This is a genomic window from Nitrospiraceae bacterium, assembly GCA_021373015.1.
In the GTDB taxonomy this organism is placed as follows: domain Bacteria; phylum Nitrospirota; class Thermodesulfovibrionia; order Thermodesulfovibrionales; family UBA1546; genus JAJFTJ01.
In genome coordinates, this window is the sequence record JAJFTJ010000007.1 from 123,337 (window position 1) to 141,099 (window position 17,763).

General features: G+C 38.3%; 17 protein-coding genes and 1 tRNA gene. 17 read left to right on the forward strand and 1 reads right to left on the reverse strand.

What is annotated here, in order from left to right; genetic code table 11:
• The 16 genes from LLF28_04575 (at position 1) to LLF28_04650 (ending at position 16,907) form a co-directional block, all read left to right on the forward strand.
• Positions 1–1,401, forward strand: coding sequence for a hypothetical protein (locus LLF28_04575; GenBank protein ID MCE5194720.1), 1,401 nt, complete (start codon positions 1–3; stop codon positions 1,399–1,401).
• A gap of 39 nt (positions 1,402–1,440) precedes the next feature.
• Positions 1,441–1,899 (forward strand): hypothetical protein, encoded by a 459-nt coding sequence (locus tag LLF28_04580; protein MCE5194721.1) that lies wholly within the window; start codon positions 1,441–1,443, stop codon positions 1,897–1,899.
• A 65-nt stretch (positions 1,900–1,964) separates the two neighbouring features.
• Entirely contained in the window at positions 1,965–2,729 is a 765-nt protein-coding gene (locus tag LLF28_04585; protein MCE5194722.1) for a prolipoprotein diacylglyceryl transferase, read from the forward strand.
• Between the two features lie 120 nt (positions 2,730–2,849).
• Complete coding sequence (gene glgC / locus LLF28_04590) at positions 2,850–4,097, forward strand: glucose-1-phosphate adenylyltransferase (GenBank protein MCE5194723.1); 1,248 nt, start codon at positions 2,850–2,852, stop codon at positions 4,095–4,097.
• Positions 4,094–5,230, forward strand: coding sequence for a DUF4388 domain-containing protein (locus tag LLF28_04595; GenBank protein MCE5194724.1), 1,137 nt, complete (start codon positions 4,094–4,096; stop codon positions 5,228–5,230). The genes glgC and LLF28_04595 overlap by 4 nt, the downstream gene beginning before the upstream one ends.
• 86 nt (positions 5,231–5,316) lie before the next feature.
• The gene (locus tag LLF28_04600) at positions 5,317–5,685 is read left to right on the forward strand and encodes a response regulator (GenBank protein ID MCE5194725.1); all 369 of its coding nucleotides are present in this window, start codon (positions 5,317–5,319) and stop codon (positions 5,683–5,685) included.
• Positions 5,682–7,649: a chemotaxis protein CheA gene (locus tag LLF28_04605; GenBank protein ID MCE5194726.1), complete on the forward strand. Its 1,968-nt coding sequence runs from the start codon at positions 5,682–5,684 to the stop codon at positions 7,647–7,649. Before LLF28_04600 ends, LLF28_04605 begins: the two co-directional genes overlap by 4 nt.
• A gap of 31 nt (positions 7,650–7,680) precedes the next feature.
• Positions 7,681–8,493 (forward strand): tRNA (adenosine(37)-N6)-threonylcarbamoyltransferase complex ATPase subunit type 1 TsaE, encoded by an 813-nt coding sequence (locus tag LLF28_04610; GenBank protein MCE5194727.1) that lies wholly within the window; start codon positions 7,681–7,683, stop codon positions 8,491–8,493.
• Positions 8,480–9,166 (forward strand): chemotaxis protein CheW, encoded by a 687-nt coding sequence (locus LLF28_04615; protein ID MCE5194728.1) that lies wholly within the window; start codon positions 8,480–8,482, stop codon positions 9,164–9,166. Before LLF28_04610 ends, LLF28_04615 begins: the two co-directional genes overlap by 14 nt.
• A 21-nt stretch (positions 9,167–9,187) precedes the next feature.
• Entirely contained in the window at positions 9,188–11,287 is a 2,100-nt protein-coding gene (locus LLF28_04620; protein MCE5194729.1) for a methyl-accepting chemotaxis protein, read from the forward strand.
• A 17-nt stretch (positions 11,288–11,304) separates the two neighbouring features.
• Positions 11,305–11,787, forward strand: coding sequence for a chemotaxis protein CheW (locus LLF28_04625; GenBank protein MCE5194730.1), 483 nt, complete (start codon positions 11,305–11,307; stop codon positions 11,785–11,787).
• Complete coding sequence (locus LLF28_04630; protein MCE5194731.1) at positions 11,762–13,738, forward strand: HEAT repeat domain-containing protein; 1,977 nt, start codon at positions 11,762–11,764, stop codon at positions 13,736–13,738. Before LLF28_04625 ends, LLF28_04630 begins: the two co-directional genes overlap by 26 nt.
• Complete coding sequence (locus LLF28_04635; GenBank protein ID MCE5194732.1) at positions 13,728–14,630, forward strand: protein-glutamate O-methyltransferase CheR; 903 nt, start codon at positions 13,728–13,730, stop codon at positions 14,628–14,630. The genes LLF28_04630 and LLF28_04635 overlap by 11 nt, the downstream gene beginning before the upstream one ends.
• A gap of 14 nt (positions 14,631–14,644) precedes the next feature.
• Complete coding sequence (locus LLF28_04640) at positions 14,645–15,706, forward strand: chemotaxis response regulator protein-glutamate methylesterase (protein MCE5194733.1); 1,062 nt, start codon at positions 14,645–14,647, stop codon at positions 15,704–15,706.
• Positions 15,707–15,709: 3 nt separating this feature from the next.
• Positions 15,710–16,528, forward strand: coding sequence for a GAF domain-containing protein (locus LLF28_04645; protein ID MCE5194734.1), 819 nt, complete (start codon positions 15,710–15,712; stop codon positions 16,526–16,528).
• A 1-nt stretch (position 16,529) separates the two neighbouring features.
• The gene (locus tag LLF28_04650) at positions 16,530–16,907 is read left to right on the forward strand and encodes a response regulator (GenBank protein ID MCE5194735.1); all 378 of its coding nucleotides are present in this window, start codon (positions 16,530–16,532) and stop codon (positions 16,905–16,907) included.
• 15 nt (positions 16,908–16,922) lie between these two features.
• On the opposite strand, the gene LLF28_04655 is transcribed toward LLF28_04650, so the two are convergent.
• A tRNA-Leu gene (locus LLF28_04655) sits at positions 16,923–17,006 on the reverse strand.
• A 74-nt stretch (positions 17,007–17,080) separates the two neighbouring features.
• Here LLF28_04655 and LLF28_04660 point away from each other — a divergent pair.
• Entirely contained in the window at positions 17,081–17,752 is a 672-nt protein-coding gene (locus LLF28_04660) for a response regulator (protein ID MCE5194736.1), read from the forward strand.
• The last annotated feature ends 11 nt before the right edge of the window (positions 17,753–17,763 follow it).

Genomic DNA, 17,763 nt, shown 5'->3' on the forward strand with positions numbered 1-17,763 from the left:
ATGCCTAATGCATTAACTTCGGATTTTGAACTTGCTGCGCAGATTTCAGAAAACGTAGTCAGCAGAATTTTAGAAGGAGCTTATTTGCATGAAAGCATACCTCACAAAATTACCCGCAATTTTAATCAGTCCGGAACAGGAGGGAATGCTGATATCGATCTCTTTATGCCTTACATGAACTTTGACGTTATTTCAAGCGACCCTAATCCTATAGAAATAATATTTCCTATTAAAGCAAGGCTGAATATCACAAATCCTGCATGGGGAGAATTTAATGTAGAGGGGGATTTATCGGTTATTACCTCTGTCGAAAAAATCAGGTCTTTTGATTCTTCGATAGGAGCTGATGTTGATGTTGTTGTGGTAAATTTCACTGACCTTTCTGATGAAGACTATACCATTCACATAGTGGATGATATTGAGCACAAGGAAATAATAGAACTGATTATAAAGGAAATGATACGCCAGACTTTGCAGAATGAAACTCAGAAAATAGCTCTCTCGCCCGGAGTAACGCATGGCACAAACAGCGTCCAGTTCTTCGAGATGAAAATTGTCAATGATAGAACTCCTGCCGACCTTGATTATATGGCTCTTTTGATGAATTTCAGCAATACTCATACAACACCTGGCACAATAAATCCTTTTATCAGGCCGAACAAAGATTTTGCATTGGCTATCTCAAGAGAACTTGTTCAGACTAAATTTAATGATGCGATTACAGCGAAATTCGGCAGCCTTCCGGCAAGAATGCCGAGTGATAGCTCGATAGTGCTTCGTTCTTTGAATATGTCGCTTGAGAATGGGCATATACATGTGAGCGGAAGTTTAACTAAAGAGATTGACTGTTGGCCTGACGCAGATGTGGATTTCTCAGGTGATATTACTTTGAGTGTCGGGTCAGGGGGACAATTAGTTGCAAGTTCTCATAATGTCGATGTTGATCTTCCTTGGTGGGCGGATTTTTTAGGCGCAATTATTCCTATTATCGGATGGATTGCTCTTGCTGTGATTTATGACGTTGTTGAGGACATGGCAGGAGACCTTTTGGCAGGAGAGATCACAGGTGCTTTTTCAGATCTCTCGCTCTTTCCTTCCACCATACCACAGGTAGGAGGAATGGTCGAAGAAGCTCCGTCTTTCAGCACACGTAATGATGATGTTGAAATAAGACAGGAAGGATTGATTATCCACGGCTCAGTATTTCTGGATGAAGACGTCAGTGTCACAAGTTATCCCCTTGTCGGGAACAAACGCACATGTGAATTGCATTATGCAAACTGCTACTGGGTAACACAGATGTTTGACCACAATAAAAAAGGATTTGGCAGGAGAGAAGATGCCATCAGCATGGGATACAACGGCTGCTGGTATTGCATGAGAGATTATGATACAGGGTAATCATATTAAAAAATACTTTAATTCAACAAAGGAGGAAAAATGGTAAAAAAAACATTTCCTTATCTGCTGTTGTCATTGCTTTTTATGCTGCCTTTTTTAATGGGCGGTATTTGTGACGGAGGCGGCAATGGAGGAGGAACCACGCCTACAGTGGCAGCAGTGAATTTAAGCGTAAAGTGGCCTTCTGGATTTTCCAATGTTAATTGTACATCACGCTTAATCTGGAATTTTACTCCGGGCACGCTTACGGGCACAAGCGGCACTTCAACCCCTTTTGCTGTTGACCATAATTACAGCAGTACTTCAGATTCATATGGAGTATGTTATTTTTCTGATCTGATCACAAACATGAAAGTGGGTACATGGACAATAGCGGTTACTGATGGAGCTTGGGTAACAAGCTGTGTACAGACGTTAGCAGCTGGAACTAATAATCTGAAATTTACAATAGGAAGGGCTGGATGCACAACAGGGTTAAATCCTTATCCCGGTGGCTGATATAATTTTGAGAAATGATTAATTTTTAAGGGGCAGTTCAAACTGCCCCTTTTTATAACTATAAAATGATTCAATATACTCCACAGCCAGTAATATCCTTCAACGATTTTTCTGTTCATATGCACAGCCTTATGCTGTCTTTGGCAATGATTTCAGTTTATGCAATAACCTTATTGAGAATAAAAAGAAATAAACTCGATTTTCATTTTTTCACATGTCTTTCTGTATGGGTTTTAGCAGGGGCTTTCATCGGCGCAAGATTGCTTTCTGTTATTTCTCAATATGGTTATTATAAAGACCATTTATTTGAGGTGATCTCTTTACAGAAAGGCGGCAGATCGATCGGAGGCATCTTAGGAGGATTGGCTGCAGCGACTCTATATTCAAATATAAAAAAACAGAACATATGGAAATATGCAGACCAGGCAGCTCCGGGTATTTTAATTGGAATTTTTATTGCGAGAATCGGGTGTTTTTTGAATTGGGATGATGTTGGTCTGCCATGCAATCTAGCATGGTGTATCTCAGTAAATAATGAACCGTCAAGACATCCATATCAATTATATGAATCAGTGACAGGTTTGTTTTTATCATTGTTTCTTTTTAAGCTTGAACAAAGAAAGTTTTTTGACGGAGGAGTTTTTTTAATGTTCTGTGTTTTTTATTTTCCAGCCAGATTTTTATTGGAATTCTTGCGCGATTCAAAAAGATATTTCCTTGATTTAACATTTTCACAAATAACAATAGGATTCCTTTTTATTGTGGTCAGCGGATTTTTTACTTTTAAAAAAATTAGAATATTGTCTTTTTTTCATTCAAGGAAAACTTAATGAGATCAATCAACATTTTTCCTGTCAAAATCCGCTAACTCATTGACACTATTAAATTTTTCCTGATATACTTTATTCAACTATCCCTAGAATGGAGGCAGAGCTCGCTCTGATGTTCTTATGGTTCAAGGGAAAAAAGAGAGGCTGACGAAAAATATGCTTGCTCTTATCCTTGCCGGAGGCAAAGGAGAGAGACTGCATCCCCTCACAATTCACAGGGCAAAACCTGCTGTTCCTTTTGGGGGGAAATACAGAATCATTGATTTTACATTAAGCAACTGCGTCAATTCAAACATCAGGAAAATAGCAGTATTAACACAGTATAAATCGCTTTCCCTGAACAAGCATCTTGCACTAGGATGGGAAAAACTTTTTAATCCTGAACTGGACGAATTTATCATCTCAGTGCCTCCTCAAAAGCGTGTTGATGAAAGATGGTATGAAGGCACAGCAGATGCTGTTTATCAAAATATTTATCTTATTGAGAAGGAAAAGCCTGCTTATCTGTTGATACTTTCAGGAGATCATATTTACAAGATGGATTATTTTGAGATGTTTGACTGGCATCTTTCCAATGACGCGGTTGGCACGATTGCTGCGATAGAGATTGACAGAAAAAAAGCATCCTCTTACGGAGTAATCGAAATAGATAAACATTCTAGAATAATTGGATTTGAGGAAAAACCTAAAGACCCCAAACCCATGCCTGGGGATAAAAATCAGTCACTTATATCTATGGGAGTTTATCTTTTTAATACAAAGGAAATGCTGGCAGGTCTCAAAAGCGATTCGCTTCGTTCAACAGTGCACGATTTTGGCAGGAATATAATCCCCGATATGATTTCTACCGGCAAACTGTATGCCTATAATTTCAGGGATGCTAATAAAAAAAAGGCAAAATATTGGAGGGATGTTGGCGCAGTTGATGAATACTGGGAAGCAAACATGGATATAGCTAATGTCGATCCACTGTTCAATTTATATGATAGAGACTGGCCGATAAGAACTTATCAGCCGCAGGCTCCGCCTGCAAAGTTTGTTTTTGCTCAGGAGTATAAGGGTGGAAGACTCGGAATAGCGCTGGATTCAATTATATGCAGCGGCTGTATAATAAGCGGAGGAAGGGTGCAAAACTCTGTGCTTTCACCTAATGTAAGGATTAATAGCTGGGCTGATGTAAAGGAATCAGTTCTTATGGAGAATGTTGAGATAGGCAGAAATTGCAGGATAAAAAGGGCTATAATTGACAAGGATGTGTGTGTGCCTGAAGGAACTGTAATTGGATATGATATTGAAGCTGATAAGAAAAAATTTCATGTCAGCCCGAAAGGAATAGTGGTTATCCCAAAAGGTGTAGAGATAAAATGAGTCTTGTAGGAAGGCTCGAAGATCTTGCTTTATCTGATATTTTTCAGATATTAAGTATTGGCAAGAAAACAGGAATGCTTCTTATTAACGGCACAGCAGGCAGTGCTGTTATTGTTTTTAAAAATGGACTTGTTGTAAAAGCAGAGGCCACTACACTTGACGGCACTCTCGGCCATGATTTAATGTACAGCGGACTTATTGATGAGGAAGCCCTTAATAGATCTCTTGTTGTAAAAAAAAACCTGCCGGACAAATCTATTGCTGACATACTCGTCGAGCTTGGATCAGTAAGCAAGGATATTCTTGAAAAAGCCGCCAAAAAGAGGATCGAGAGAGTAGTTTGCCAGCTTTTGCTCTGGGAAGACGGAGATTTCCAGTTTGAACTTGATGACCTTGACATAAAAGGCAAGATAGAGATTGAAGATTCAGGATGGGAAGTTGCCAAAGGAATGAGTCCTGAATATTTATTGATGGAAGGTGCAAGAACCCATGATGAATCTTCCAAACAAGACATATCATTCACAGAAGAAGAGATAACTGACGAGAAAAAGGAAGAGACGGAATGGGACGCTGACTGGGGGATGGAACAGCCTGTTCCTGAAAGGAAAGATATTTCAGCGCTTATGGCTCTTACACAGGAGCTTAGATTCCCGAATTCCAGTTCAGAGATAACACTCTTGATACTGAGATTTGCAAGCGACATGTTTCAAAGAGGAGTGCTTTTTATGTCCAGTCAGGATGAAATAATTGGTCTTGGTCAATTCGGACTCGATATAGACAAGGCAGATGAAAAAGTAAGGGCGCTTAGGCTTATTTTGGAAGCAAGTCCGCTTTTCTCAAAAGTTGTCAAAGATAGAAATGTTTATAAAGGCCATTTGGAAAAAGACAATATAACTGAGTTTGTAATGAAAGAATTCGGAGGCGGCTGGCCTGTTGAGGTGGTTATCTTTCCTGTAGTTGCCGAAGGGAAAACAGTTGCAGTCCTTTATTGTGACAATCTTCCTAAATCTGACGGTATAGGTAATACAGAAGGTCTTGAGATATTTGTTACTCAGGCAGGACTCGCACTGGAAAAATCACTCTTGCAGAGAAGATTACAGGATATGCAGAAAAATAATGGCAATAAAGGGTAAAATTTGTAGGTTGAATAATAATTAATTATGGTTTTTACATATTATTTGATAGAATTTAAATACAAACTGTATCGAAAGAGGTATATGTGAAATCTATACTTATAGTAGAAGATTCAGCAACAACCAGGTCATTGATAAAAGCTGTGATAGAAGAGCTTGGTGATTTTAATATTGTCGAGGCTCCTACTGGATTCGATGCAATAAAACTTCTTCCTTTGCAAAAATTCGATCTTATATTAACTGACATAAACATGCCTGATATTAACGGTCTTGAGCTCATTAATTTTATTAAAGGAAATGAAAGATACAGTCATATTCCTTTAGTAATAGTCACAACTGAACGAAGTGATGAAGACAGGAAAAGAGGAATAGCGCTTGGCGCAAGCGCTTATATAACAAAGCCGTTTAAGGCAGCTGAGCTTCATGAAATTGTAAGAAAAACGTTAAATGTATGAGTTCAACAAAGAACGATTTCATAGCAGAGGCAGAAGACCTACTAGAAGAGGCCGGAAGGCTGATACTCGAGATACAGGATACATATCAAACAGGCCTCAATCCTGATAATGTAAACGGATTATTCCGAGCAATACATACACTCAAAGGTATATCGGGTGTTTTTGGTCAGCAGTCAATTTCAGAACTAAGCCACAGTTTCGAATCACTTCTGGATGATATCAGACTTGGCAAGATCGAAATCTCTGAAGAAGCCGTAAGATTTCTCTTCAGCAATATGGATATTCTCAGATCTCTTATCAGCGGACTTACCGAAGGCAAACAGCAGGATGTTTCAGGTCATATAAAAAGCATCGAGGTTTTTAAAAATTCGCAAAAGGGGACAACAAAAGGACCTGAACTCAAGGGGCTTATTGATGAATCACTTTTAATGGTTCTTTCAGAATATGAAGAAGCAAGGCTTAAGGTGAATCTGCAGGAAGGCAAAGGTATTTATATTGCAAAGGCAATCTTTGTTATAGACGGTTTTGATAAAGAGTTGGAGCTGATTACTCAAAAAATAAAATCAAAAGGAGAGTTGGTATCAACTCTTCCGACTTCATCGGATATTCCGCCTGATTCCATAGGTTTTAATCTTATGTTTGGCAGCGCTTATACTGTTGAAAAACTGAAGGAAGAAATAAATGTTGATATTGATGTCCTTATCCCTTCAAAAAAAGCTCTTGAACCAATTTCTGCCATTCAAAAGCCTCAGGAAACCGTGCTTAAAAGTGCAACTACAACAGTGAGAGTTGACATAGAAAAACTGGATAGAATTCTCAATACGATTGGAGAGCTTACGCTTGCTAAAGGAGCGATTAAAAGGATTAACGACGAATTAACTAACTTGTATGGACGCACACGTGTAGTCAATGATGTTTTCAAGATTTACCAGACGCTTGAGAAAAGGCTGGCAGAGCTGCAGTCCCAGGTGCTTGAGATAAGGATGGTCACAATAGGACAGATATTCTCGAGACTTTCTCAGGTAATCAGAAAATACTCAAGAGAGATTAACAAAAAAATAGAACTTGTCATGTATGGTGAAGATACCGAGATTGACAAATATATTGCTGAAGAAGTCGTTGATCCTCTTATGCACATTGTTAAGAATTCGATTGATCATGGCATAGAGCCCGAAACTGAGAGGATAAAAAAAGGCAAGAGAGATGTAGGCACGATTATTTTAAAGGCATCACAGCGCGGTAATCATGTTGTTATTGAAGTTAAGGATGACGGCGGAGGCATTGATGTTGAGAGAGTAAAGAACAAGGCAATAGCACTAGGACTTATAAACAAAGACGACCAGCTTGATGAAAACAGTATTATCGATATTATATTTACTCCTGGGTTCAGCACAAAAGATACAGCAACTGAGATTTCCGGCCGTGGTGTCGGGATGGATGTCGTAAGAAATAAGCTTACCGCTATCGGAGGATATGCAGAGATAGAAACAGAAAAAGACAAGGGAACAGTTATTATTCTTACTATTCCTATTACTCTTGCAATCGTAAAGTCATTGCTCATAAGAGTTGGCGAAATGAAATATGCCATTCCTCTAACCTCGATTGTAGAGACTGTCTCTATTTCAAGGAATGAACTTCAGACAGTAGAGGGGAAGGAAGTCTATAACCTCAGAGGTGAAATGCTTCCGATTACTAATATTGCAAGGATGTTCAATATCAAGGAGAGCGATTCAGATAAAGTATTCATTGTTGTGATAGAGGTGGGCAATAGAAAATACGGTTTGATAGTTGATGAACTTTTCGGACAGCATGAGATAGTAATAAAATCACTTGGAGGATATTTTGAGGGCCATAGGGGATTTGCAGGTGCAGCAGAGATTGGCAAACATGAAGTTGTGCTGGTAATAGATGTCGATGCACTTATAGCAGCATCGGTAATCAAACAAAAGACGAAATCTTCATAACAAACTATTAAGAAAAAGGCGGTATCTGAAGATGTATGAGCAGTTTTATGGTTTAAAGATCAAGCCATTTACAAAGACACCAGATCCGCGCTTTTTGTATTTAAGCAGGAAACATGAAGAAGCTCTTGCAAGACTCCAGTATGCCGTTGAGGAAAAAGAGTTTGTACTGCTTACAGGAGATATTGGATGCGGGAAAACTACACTTACGCGTGCGCTCATCGATTCATTGGATGAAAAGCACAAAGTTGTGCTTGTTATAAACCCTAGGCTTACGCCGTCGCAGTTTATCAGAACAGTAGCAAAACGTTTTGAAATTGATATTACATCAAATTCTAAAGATGATATGCTTGATTCCATCTATTCAAAAGTTTATGGGTATTATAAGGATGGAATTGTCCCTGTAATAATTATTGATGAGGCTCAGCTCATTCCAAGCAAAGAGACATTTGAAGAGATAAGACTTTTAACAAATTTTCAGCTTGATGATACAAATCTTCTCAGCCTTATACTTGTTGGGCAGACTGATTTAAATAAGAGACTTAGTCATAGATCATATCTTCCGCTGAAGCAGAGAATTGGTCTTTTTTACCATTTAAGTCCTATCGATAAAGATGAACTAAAAGGTTATATAGAATACAGATTGAAGATCGGAGGCAGGGAAGACGCTCTTTTTACAAATGAGGCATTGGAAGCTCTTTATTTATATTCTTCGGGTGTCCCCAGGGTAATAAACAGTCTGGCAACATCAGCAATGCTATGCGGGCTTGACCGTGAAAGTTCTATTATAGAAGACAATATAATCAGGGAGGCAGCACAGGAGCTGGGATTAAATGGATATAGCTAAGATCAGAAAAAAACTTAAAGAATCCAAGAAAGATACAAACAAGGTATCTGAGCCTGAAAAACAGCAAGAGATATCAAAAGAGATTTCTGCACCCATAAAAACGGAATCAACCGATGATCATGTATTCTCTCAAGAAACAGTGTCTGTACAAGCTTTTTCTTCTGATATAAAAGAAAAAAAAGCATCTGCTGAAAATAAAAATATAAAGTCTGTTGAAATAGAGGAGAATGAGGAGGCAATTGTCGAACTTCTGACATTCGATCTCTCCAAGGAAGAGTTTGCATTCAGGGTTTCTGATGTTGAAGAAATACTGCGTTCCCAGAGAATTACGCATGTTCCAAAAGTTCCTGCTTTTATAATTGGTATAACATCACTAAGAGGAAAGATGATCCCTGTTGTTGAGCTCAGAAAAAGATTATCCATAGAAGGCAATAATTCTGTCAGCAGAAAAAAGATTTTGATACTTAAAGGCGGGAAGGGCCATTTTGGCGTTCTTATTGATAAAGTGAAGAATGTTATAAGAATTCGGCCTTCTGAAATTGACGAGCCGCCGCCGCACCTCTCAGAAGATGAGCAGATGTTCATTGAGGGAGTTGTACTTAATCAGGGCAGATTCATATCAATAATACGTATGTCAGAAATAATTGACGGATTAAAAAATCTTATAAAATAAAAATATCAGGCAGGAGGATTTATGAGAGAAAAGCTTGAACTAAAAATAATTGTGACAGTGCTTGTAATGGGTCTCATAAGTACTTTTTTGGCAGGCCTGATGACCATATATATTGAAAGGAAGAATCTTTTTGACATTGTTCAACTGAGCACGGAAACCACTGCTGACATTATCGCTAAAAATGTTCAGCGTACAATGCTTGAGGCACGGCCCGATATTACAAAGACCCTGATAAATGATATGAGGGAACTAAGCAGCGTAGAAGATATTGGCGTGGTTAATGCAGAGGGCAGAGAGGCTTTTAACAAAAATGCTCCGAAGACAGAGGCTGAAGTAATGAAAAAGATACTAACTACGAAATCAACCGAAAGGATAAAAGGAGCAAAGACCTTTGTTTTATTCAAACCTCTTGAAAACACGCCTTCTTGCAGAGTCTGCCATCCAAAAGATGCTGAAGTAATAGGAGCTGTTAAAATATCTCTTTCCATAGAAAAAGAATACAAAACAGCTGTTAAATCGATGTTGGTTGTGATAGGAGCTACAATTTTTGGCGTTGGAGCATTTATTCTCGTTTTATGGTATATGCTCAGGCGTATGGTTATAAACCCTGTAAAGCAGATTGAATCTGCTGCTTTGAGGCTTGCCGAGGGTGATCTTGAATTTTTAGCTGATATAAAAAGCACAGACGAGATGGCCAGACTTAATACTTCGGTTAAGGCCTCTATAAATATTCTTGAAAAGATAATGCTGAAGGTCAGGGAAATATCAGGAAGAATTTCTCATCTTGCAATAGATGTTGAAAAAGATTCCAATAGAATGGTTAACGCCACAAAACTTGAATCAGAGGCAGTATCAGAGATTTCGAGCGCAGTTGAACAGCTTAATTCTTCAATCTCAGGAATAACGGCCAACACAGAAAGTCTGGCTGTGTCTGCTGAAGAGACTGCTGCCGCAATGGATCAGATAGCAACCAGTATTGGCGAGGTAACAAGCAGCACACGGGATCTTTTCTCTTCAGTTGCTGAGACGACTGCTTCCATTGAAGAACTTTCATCAACAATAAAAGAGGTCGCAGACAGTTCTGATAATCTTTCGTCAGCAACAGACGAGACTCTTTCTGCTATCAGCGAGATAACAAGTTCAGTAAAAGAGGTTGAGAAAAACTCAAAAGAATCTGCAAAACTTTCACAGAAGGTTATGAATGATGCCTCTACTTTAGGCATGGGATCAATAGAAAAGACTATTGACGGGATGAAGAATATAAAGGCCTCAGTTGAAAACACTAACGGTTTTATAACAAAACTGGGGAACAGGTCAGAAGAGATAGGCAAGATTCTTAATGTAATAGATGAGATTACGGATCAGACAACACTGCTTGCATTGAATGCTGCGATCCTTGCAGCTCAGGCTGGTGAGCACGGGAAGGGCTTTTCTGTTGTTGCTGACGAAATCAAGGATCTTGCTGAAAGAACTGCGCTTTCAACACAGGAGATAGGCGTACTCATACAGAATGTTCAGGATGAGGTTAAAGGCGCTGTTAATGCAATGGGTGAGGGACTTAAATCAGTTAATGATGGGATTTTGCTCTCGAAAGAGGCTTATGACTCATTGAGCAAGATACTTGAAAGCTCCAAAAAATCTTATGATATGACATTTTCAATTGAACGCGCAACAGGAGAGCAGGCACAGTCAATAAAGCTTGTATCAGAGACAATGGAGCGCACAAGAAATATGACAAGCATGATTGCCAGAGCAACATCAGAACAGGCTAAAGGTATAAATCTGATTATGGCAGCGGCAGAAAAGATGAGAGACATTGCACAGCAGGTAAAGAACGCAACAGAGGAGCAGGCTGTTAACAGCAAACATATCTCTCAGTCTATTGAACTAGTGTCAGACAAAAGTCAGCAGATATCAAAGGCAATACATGAACAGAAGATTGGTTCAAATAGAATATGGTCTTCTGTTGAGAAGATAAAAGACATGCCGCAAGCAAACCGCGAGCTTGCCTTAAATGTCAATAATCTGTTAAAAGGACTTCTCAAGGATATAGAACTTATTGACGTTGAGATTAAAAAGTTCAAATTCTCAGGAGAAAAAGATAATTCTCGAAAAGGTTAATGCGTAAAAAGGATTAAATGAATAAATTTGCAGTCTTCAAAATAGGAGACGAGGATTTTGGAATAATTATAACCAGTGTCGTCGAGATACTGAAGCTCCAAAAGATTTACTCACTGCCGCAATTGCCAGCGTTTCTTGCAGGGGTCATAAACCTAAGAGGAGAGGTTATTCCTGTGCTTGATCTCAGAGTGCGATTTGACATAAGCGCTTCAAATAAAAAAGAACGTATAGTGATAATTAATTTTGAGCAGGAAAAATTAGGACTAATTGTAGATGAAATGGAGGAAATTGTCACGATAGCAGATGAGGATATCAGCGTTCCACCTGTCATATTTAAAGGGCTCAGGACAGAATATCTTACTGGTCTTGGCAAAAAAGACGAGCAGGTAATAATAATTCTTAATCTCGATAATCTCCTGACATCAGAAGAAAAAATAAGTTTAAAAGAATCCACTGAACTTATAGGGGAAAATAATGCAGGATTTAACGAAGCTTCTTGAAAGCAAAGATGTTGAAGTAAGGCTTGATGCAGTTAAGAGTCTAAGGAGCAATCCTTCAAACGAAATGCTCAGTCTCCTGCTTAAGGCAATGGACGATACCAGCTGGAGAGTACGAAAGAGCGCATCAGAAGCGCTCCTTGAAGGATATTCTCTTGAAGAATACATAGACGGCCTAATAAGTCTTCTTCATGTCGAGGATAATGCTGGCGCCAGAAATACTACAATAGAGTCTCTTATAAAAATCGGCAAAAAATCAATCCCATACCTGATAAAGGCATTTGATACAACAAACCATGATGCAAGAAAATTCATAATTGACGTGCTGGGTGAATTCAGGGACAGTGAGTGCCTGCCTGTGATGTTAAAGGCGCTAAAAGATGAGGACGAAAATGTAAGGGCTTCTGCAATAGAACATCTGGGCAGGATTGGGGAACCTGCAGTTGTCGATGCTCTTATTGAGATACTCAAGAGCGCTGATTTATGGACTGCATATCCTGCTGCTGATGCGTTAGGAAGGATTGGAGATAAAAAAGCTATCCCCGTACTATTACACACTCTTTCAATAAAGACCCTGAGAGAACCGGTGCTTAAGGCGCTTGGCAGATTCTCAGAGCCTGAAACCCTTAAATATATAGTGCCTTTGCTTGAGGATTCATCTAAGACTATTCAAGAAGAGGCATTGAAAGCAATAAAGAACATTTATCACAATGGGGTAAAAGAAGAGATTATCTCAAGTGCAATAAGAGAATGTTTTGGAGCGCGTGGCATTGACCTGCTTATATCATACGCCAGAAACGACAAACAAGAGGTAAGGGTTCCTGCTATATTTTTGCTTGGGATAATGAAAGATGAAACAGCGCTTTCTCCATTGCTTGAATTATCTCAGAATGACGAGCTGTTAGACGATGTTAAAAGGGCTTTTATTTTTATTGGCAGGGTCAACCCCAAAGCAATACTAGGGTTATTTCAAAAGGCGAATCCTTATCAGAAACGTTTTATATGTGAGGTTGCATCTGAGATCGCATCGCCTATTTTTTACGATCTCCTTGAGAAACTTTTATCTGATGAAGACGGACATGTAAGAGCAATAGCTATAACCGGCCTGTCAAGAATAGGAGATATAAAGGCGGTAAACTCAATAAAGAAACTTCTTTCTGACAGTTATGACGATGTTCAGGAAGCTGCTGTAAATGCGCTTGCTGTGCTTAAAAAAGGTTTTAAAACAGATGAATTTATAAACGCGATTAGTGACAGAAATCCTGTAATAAGAAAAAATGCCGCACTTGTTCTTGGCAAGATAGGTGCAACGGGCGCTGTCCAGAATCTGGGGTTTGCATTAAAAGATGATAATGTCAATGTAAGAAAGGCTGTTATAAAGGCTCTCTCAGCAATAAAGACGGATGAATCTGTCAAATTCCTGATGCTTGGATTAACAGATGAGATTCCTGATATAAGAGCTTCTGCCGCACTTAGTCTGGGAAGTGTTAAAAGCACGAACGTGTCAGATGCACTGATTCTATTGCTTGCTGATTCTGATGACATAGTTAGAGTTGCTGCAATTAAGGCTCTCGGCGAATTAAAAGAAAGAAATGCTGTTAAGAGCCTTGTCAAAATCTTATCAGACAAGAATGGTTTTATTGTGACAACTGCAATTGAGTCATTGAGCAGTATAGGAGATATGGATGCAAGAGAAGCGCTGCTTAAAATGATTTCTTCTCCTGACAAGGAGATAAGAAGAACTTCGATAAGGGCGCTTAAGGTATTTGAGAGTATTGAGGATATTCTTATTCCATACATCAAAGATGATGATTGGGCCACAAGAGCAGCTGTTATAGATGTGCTTGGCAGGAAGATGACAAAAAACATCAGAAAAGAATTTGAAAAGCTGCTTGATAATGAAGAAGACACTGTTGTCAGAAGGGCTTTAGAGGATAAGCTTAATGTTCGATAAAGAAGAGATATTTCAATTATCAGATGATGTTTTCAGACTCCTTAGAGATTTAATTAAGGACTACTGCGGCCTATACTATGATGAAACTTCAAAATCACTCTTGGAAAGACGTCTTTCAAGGAGAGTGAGCAGCAATCATCTTAATGATTTCAGAGATTATTATAGACTTTTGCTGTATGACAGGCGCAGAGATGAGGAATTCGCATATATAGTAGATATCCTTACTGTTAATGAGACCTATTTTTTCAGAGAAATCAGCCAGTTAAAGACTCTGACTGATGAAATTCTTCCTGAACTTAAGAATATAAATAAGAACACAAAAAAGATAAGGATATGGTCTGCTGGCTGCTCAACAGGCGAAGAGCCTTATTCAATAGCAATGATGCTGCTTGAACAAGGTCAATTCTATAGATGGAATATTGAAATAATAGGAAGCGATATAAACCAGAGAGTTCTCCAAAATGCAAGACGAGGGTTATACAGAAATAATTCTTTCAGAAGCACAGATGAATATTTTATTAAGAAATATTTTACACAGGAAGAGAATATGTTTAAAATAAAAGATAATGTTAAGCAATTTGTTGATTTTCACTGCCTTAATTTAATAGATTCTCTAAAAGCTAAGTTTATAGGAATTGTTGATGTTATATTGTGCAGAAATGTATTGATATATTTTGACCACGAATCAAGAAAAAAAGTTATTAATAATTTTCATGAAAGTCTTAATGAAAATGGATATCTCATACTTGGACATGCGGAATCTCTTATGAACATATCTACTGCCTTTACGCTAAAACACTTTAAGAATGATATGGTTTATCAGAAACCTTTAAAAGCAAAAGCGCCATTAGCGAATGGGAAAAATCCCGATATAGAATTAATAAAGAGATGAAAGGTTAACTAAAAATGAATGATTCAAAAATAAAAGTTCTTGTTGTTGATGACTCAGCTTACAGCAGACAAACAATAAGAAAAATACTCGAGAAAGATGATTCAATAGAAGTCGTCAGCGTAGCAGTAAATGGGGTTGATGCAATGGCAAAAACCCTTAAGCTTAAGCCTGATTTAATCACTCTGGATTTTGAAATGCCTGAGATGGATGGGTTTACTTTTCTGCGCTGGCTTATGAAAGAAAGACCTACTCCTGTTATAATGGTCAGCTCGTATTCCGATAACAAAACAGTTTTTAAGGCGCTTGAACTTGGAGCGGTAGATTTTATCGTAAAACCTGTCAAGAGCGCATCCGTAGAATTAAACAGGATAGAAAAAGATCTGCTCAACAAGGTTCGAGGAGTAACCTCGTTAAGGATGGAAAAACTGAGCAAGAATCTTCAGCTTCTCCAACTGGAATCAGAGGTTAAATCAGAGGAGACAAGTGATATCGTTGAAACAAATATGAATATTGTTGCAATAGGCTCATCAACTGGAGGTCCCGCTGCTCTTCAGATAGTCCTCACCCGTCTTCCAAAAGATTTTCCTGCGGCAGTTTTAGTAAGCCAGCATATGCCAAAGGGTTTCACAGGTCCTTTGTCTGAAAGACTTAACCGGCTTTCAGAAGTAAAAATTAAAGAGGCAGAGGATAATGATCTAATAGAAAGAGGCAGGGTCTTCATATGTCCAGGCGGAATGCACATGACAATAAAAGAAAAAAGTAAGAAATATTATATTAGATTGAAAGATGCAGATGAAGACGACAGATATATACCTTCAGTGGATATTATGATGTCCTCAGTTGCAGAGAATTATGGGAATAAGGCTGCCGGAGTTATTCTTACAGGGATGGGAAGTGATGGGAAAAGAGGGATACTAGAAATTAAATCAAAAGGCGGCTATACTATAGCAGAATCAGAGGAAACAGCTGTTGTTTTTGGTATGCCGAATGAGGCTATAAAAACAGGTTTTGTAGATGATATTTTACCAATTCACGAAATATCTGGGAAACTAGCAGATATAGCAAAAAAAGAATAAATTATGGAAGATAAAAATATAGCAAGAAAAGCAGAAGAATTTCTCCAGGCATTTAAAAAAGGAGAAGAATTTACTCAAGAGCTTTTAAAAGAGAATGAAAGATTGCGTTATAGCATAGCAAGACTCGAAGAGACACTTTCTAGATCAGGCGATGAATCGAGGGCAAAACTCTATGAGGAGCGCATAAAAGCTGCAGAAGAAGAGTTGAACTCTTTAAGAGAGCGATATAAACGGGTCGAAGAAGAAAATAAGGATTTTGCCGCAAAATATATAGAGGTGGAAGAAGAAAACAACAATCTTGCTAATTTGTATGTCGCAAGTTATCAGCTTCATTCCACACTTGATTTCAGCGAAGTGCTTAAGATAGTCATGGAGATCACAATAAATCTGATCGGCGCAGAGAAATTCACTGTTTTTCTCATGGAAGAAAAAACAAATGAACTTGTACCTGTTGGGGCAGAAGGATTATCTTTAGCAGATGTTCCAAAGATAAAAATTGGACAAGGAATAATAGGAAATGTTGCAAAAGAAGGAGAGAGTTACTTTGCAGAAGACATAAAGGGCGGGGGAAAAACATCATTGTCAAATCCTGTTGTCTGCATACCTTTGAAAATAAAAGAACATGTTATAGGAGTTATAAGCATATACTCTGTTCTTATGCAGAAGCAGTCATTTACAAATGTTGATTATGAACTTTTTAATCTGCTTGCAGGACATGCTGCTACTGCGATATTCTCATCAAAATTATATACTCAGTCAGAAAGAAAACTGACAACAATACAGAGTTTTCTAGACCTTCTGAAAGAGAAACCGAGGAGGTAAGATGCCAAATATTCTTGTCGTAGAAGACTCACCAACAATGAGACAGCTGATCAGTTTTGCTATGAAGAGGATCCCAAACTCTAAGGTAATAGAGGCAACTGACGGTGTTGATGGATTGAAGAAACTATCTGCTGAAAAAATAGATCTTATACTTGCTGACATAAATATGCCTGTGATGGACGGGCTTAAACTTGTTAGCCTTGTAAAAGGAAATCCAAATTATAAAAATATACCTGTGATAATTATAACAACGGAAGGCGCAGAAGAAGATAAAAAAAAGGCGCTGGCAATAGGCGCTAATGCATATCTTACAAAACCGATTCAGACTCAGGAATTAATAAAGATGGTTAGTAATTTTGTAACAACATCAGGTGCATGATTACCAGGGTTTTAATGCCGGAGGCCGGACTTGAACCGGCACACCCTTGCGGACGAGGGATTTTAAGTCCCTTGCGTCTACCAATTCCGCCACTCCGGCAGGTCTATGATTTTAAATAATTTTTAGAATTTGGTCAAATGATTTAATAAATTTAACTGCGAGGGAACTAGACGATGAAAAAAATAATCATGGCCAGAAACAGTAATCAGTCGATTGAACGTGAAAAAAGCATACTTAAAAGATCAAACCTGAAGATATTTCATGCAGGATCAGGACGCGAAACCTATGATACCCATAAAAAAGAATTAGTTGATTTGATAATAGCTGATCTTGATCTTCCTGATATTAAAGGAGACAAGCTTTGCACTGCAATCCGTGACGACGACAAGCTTAAATACGTTTCCCTGATACTTGTGTGCGACAACAACAAGGAAGATGTTATCAGATGTATGAATTCTAAAGCTAATTCCTATCTCACAAAGCCTGTAGAACCTCTGCAGTTTTTTGAAAAAATAGGACAGCTTTTAAATATTCCTGAACGCAGAGCTCATAGAATTCTGTTAAAAATAGATGTGGAAGGAAAACACAAAGATTCGTCTTTTTTGTGTTCTTCAAAAAATCTGAGCACAGCAGGAATACTCTTTGAAACAGATAAGGAACTGAATGCCGGAGATGTGATAACATGTTCTTTTAAACTCCCCAATAATGAAAGAATAACAGCAGACGGAGAGATTGTGAGGGTTGCAAAAAGCGGCATAAGAAATTTCGACTATGGAGTAAAGTTTATATCAATATCTCCGGAGCATACAGGTTTGATAGATTTTTTTGTTAAAACAGCAAAATAAAAATAATTTTT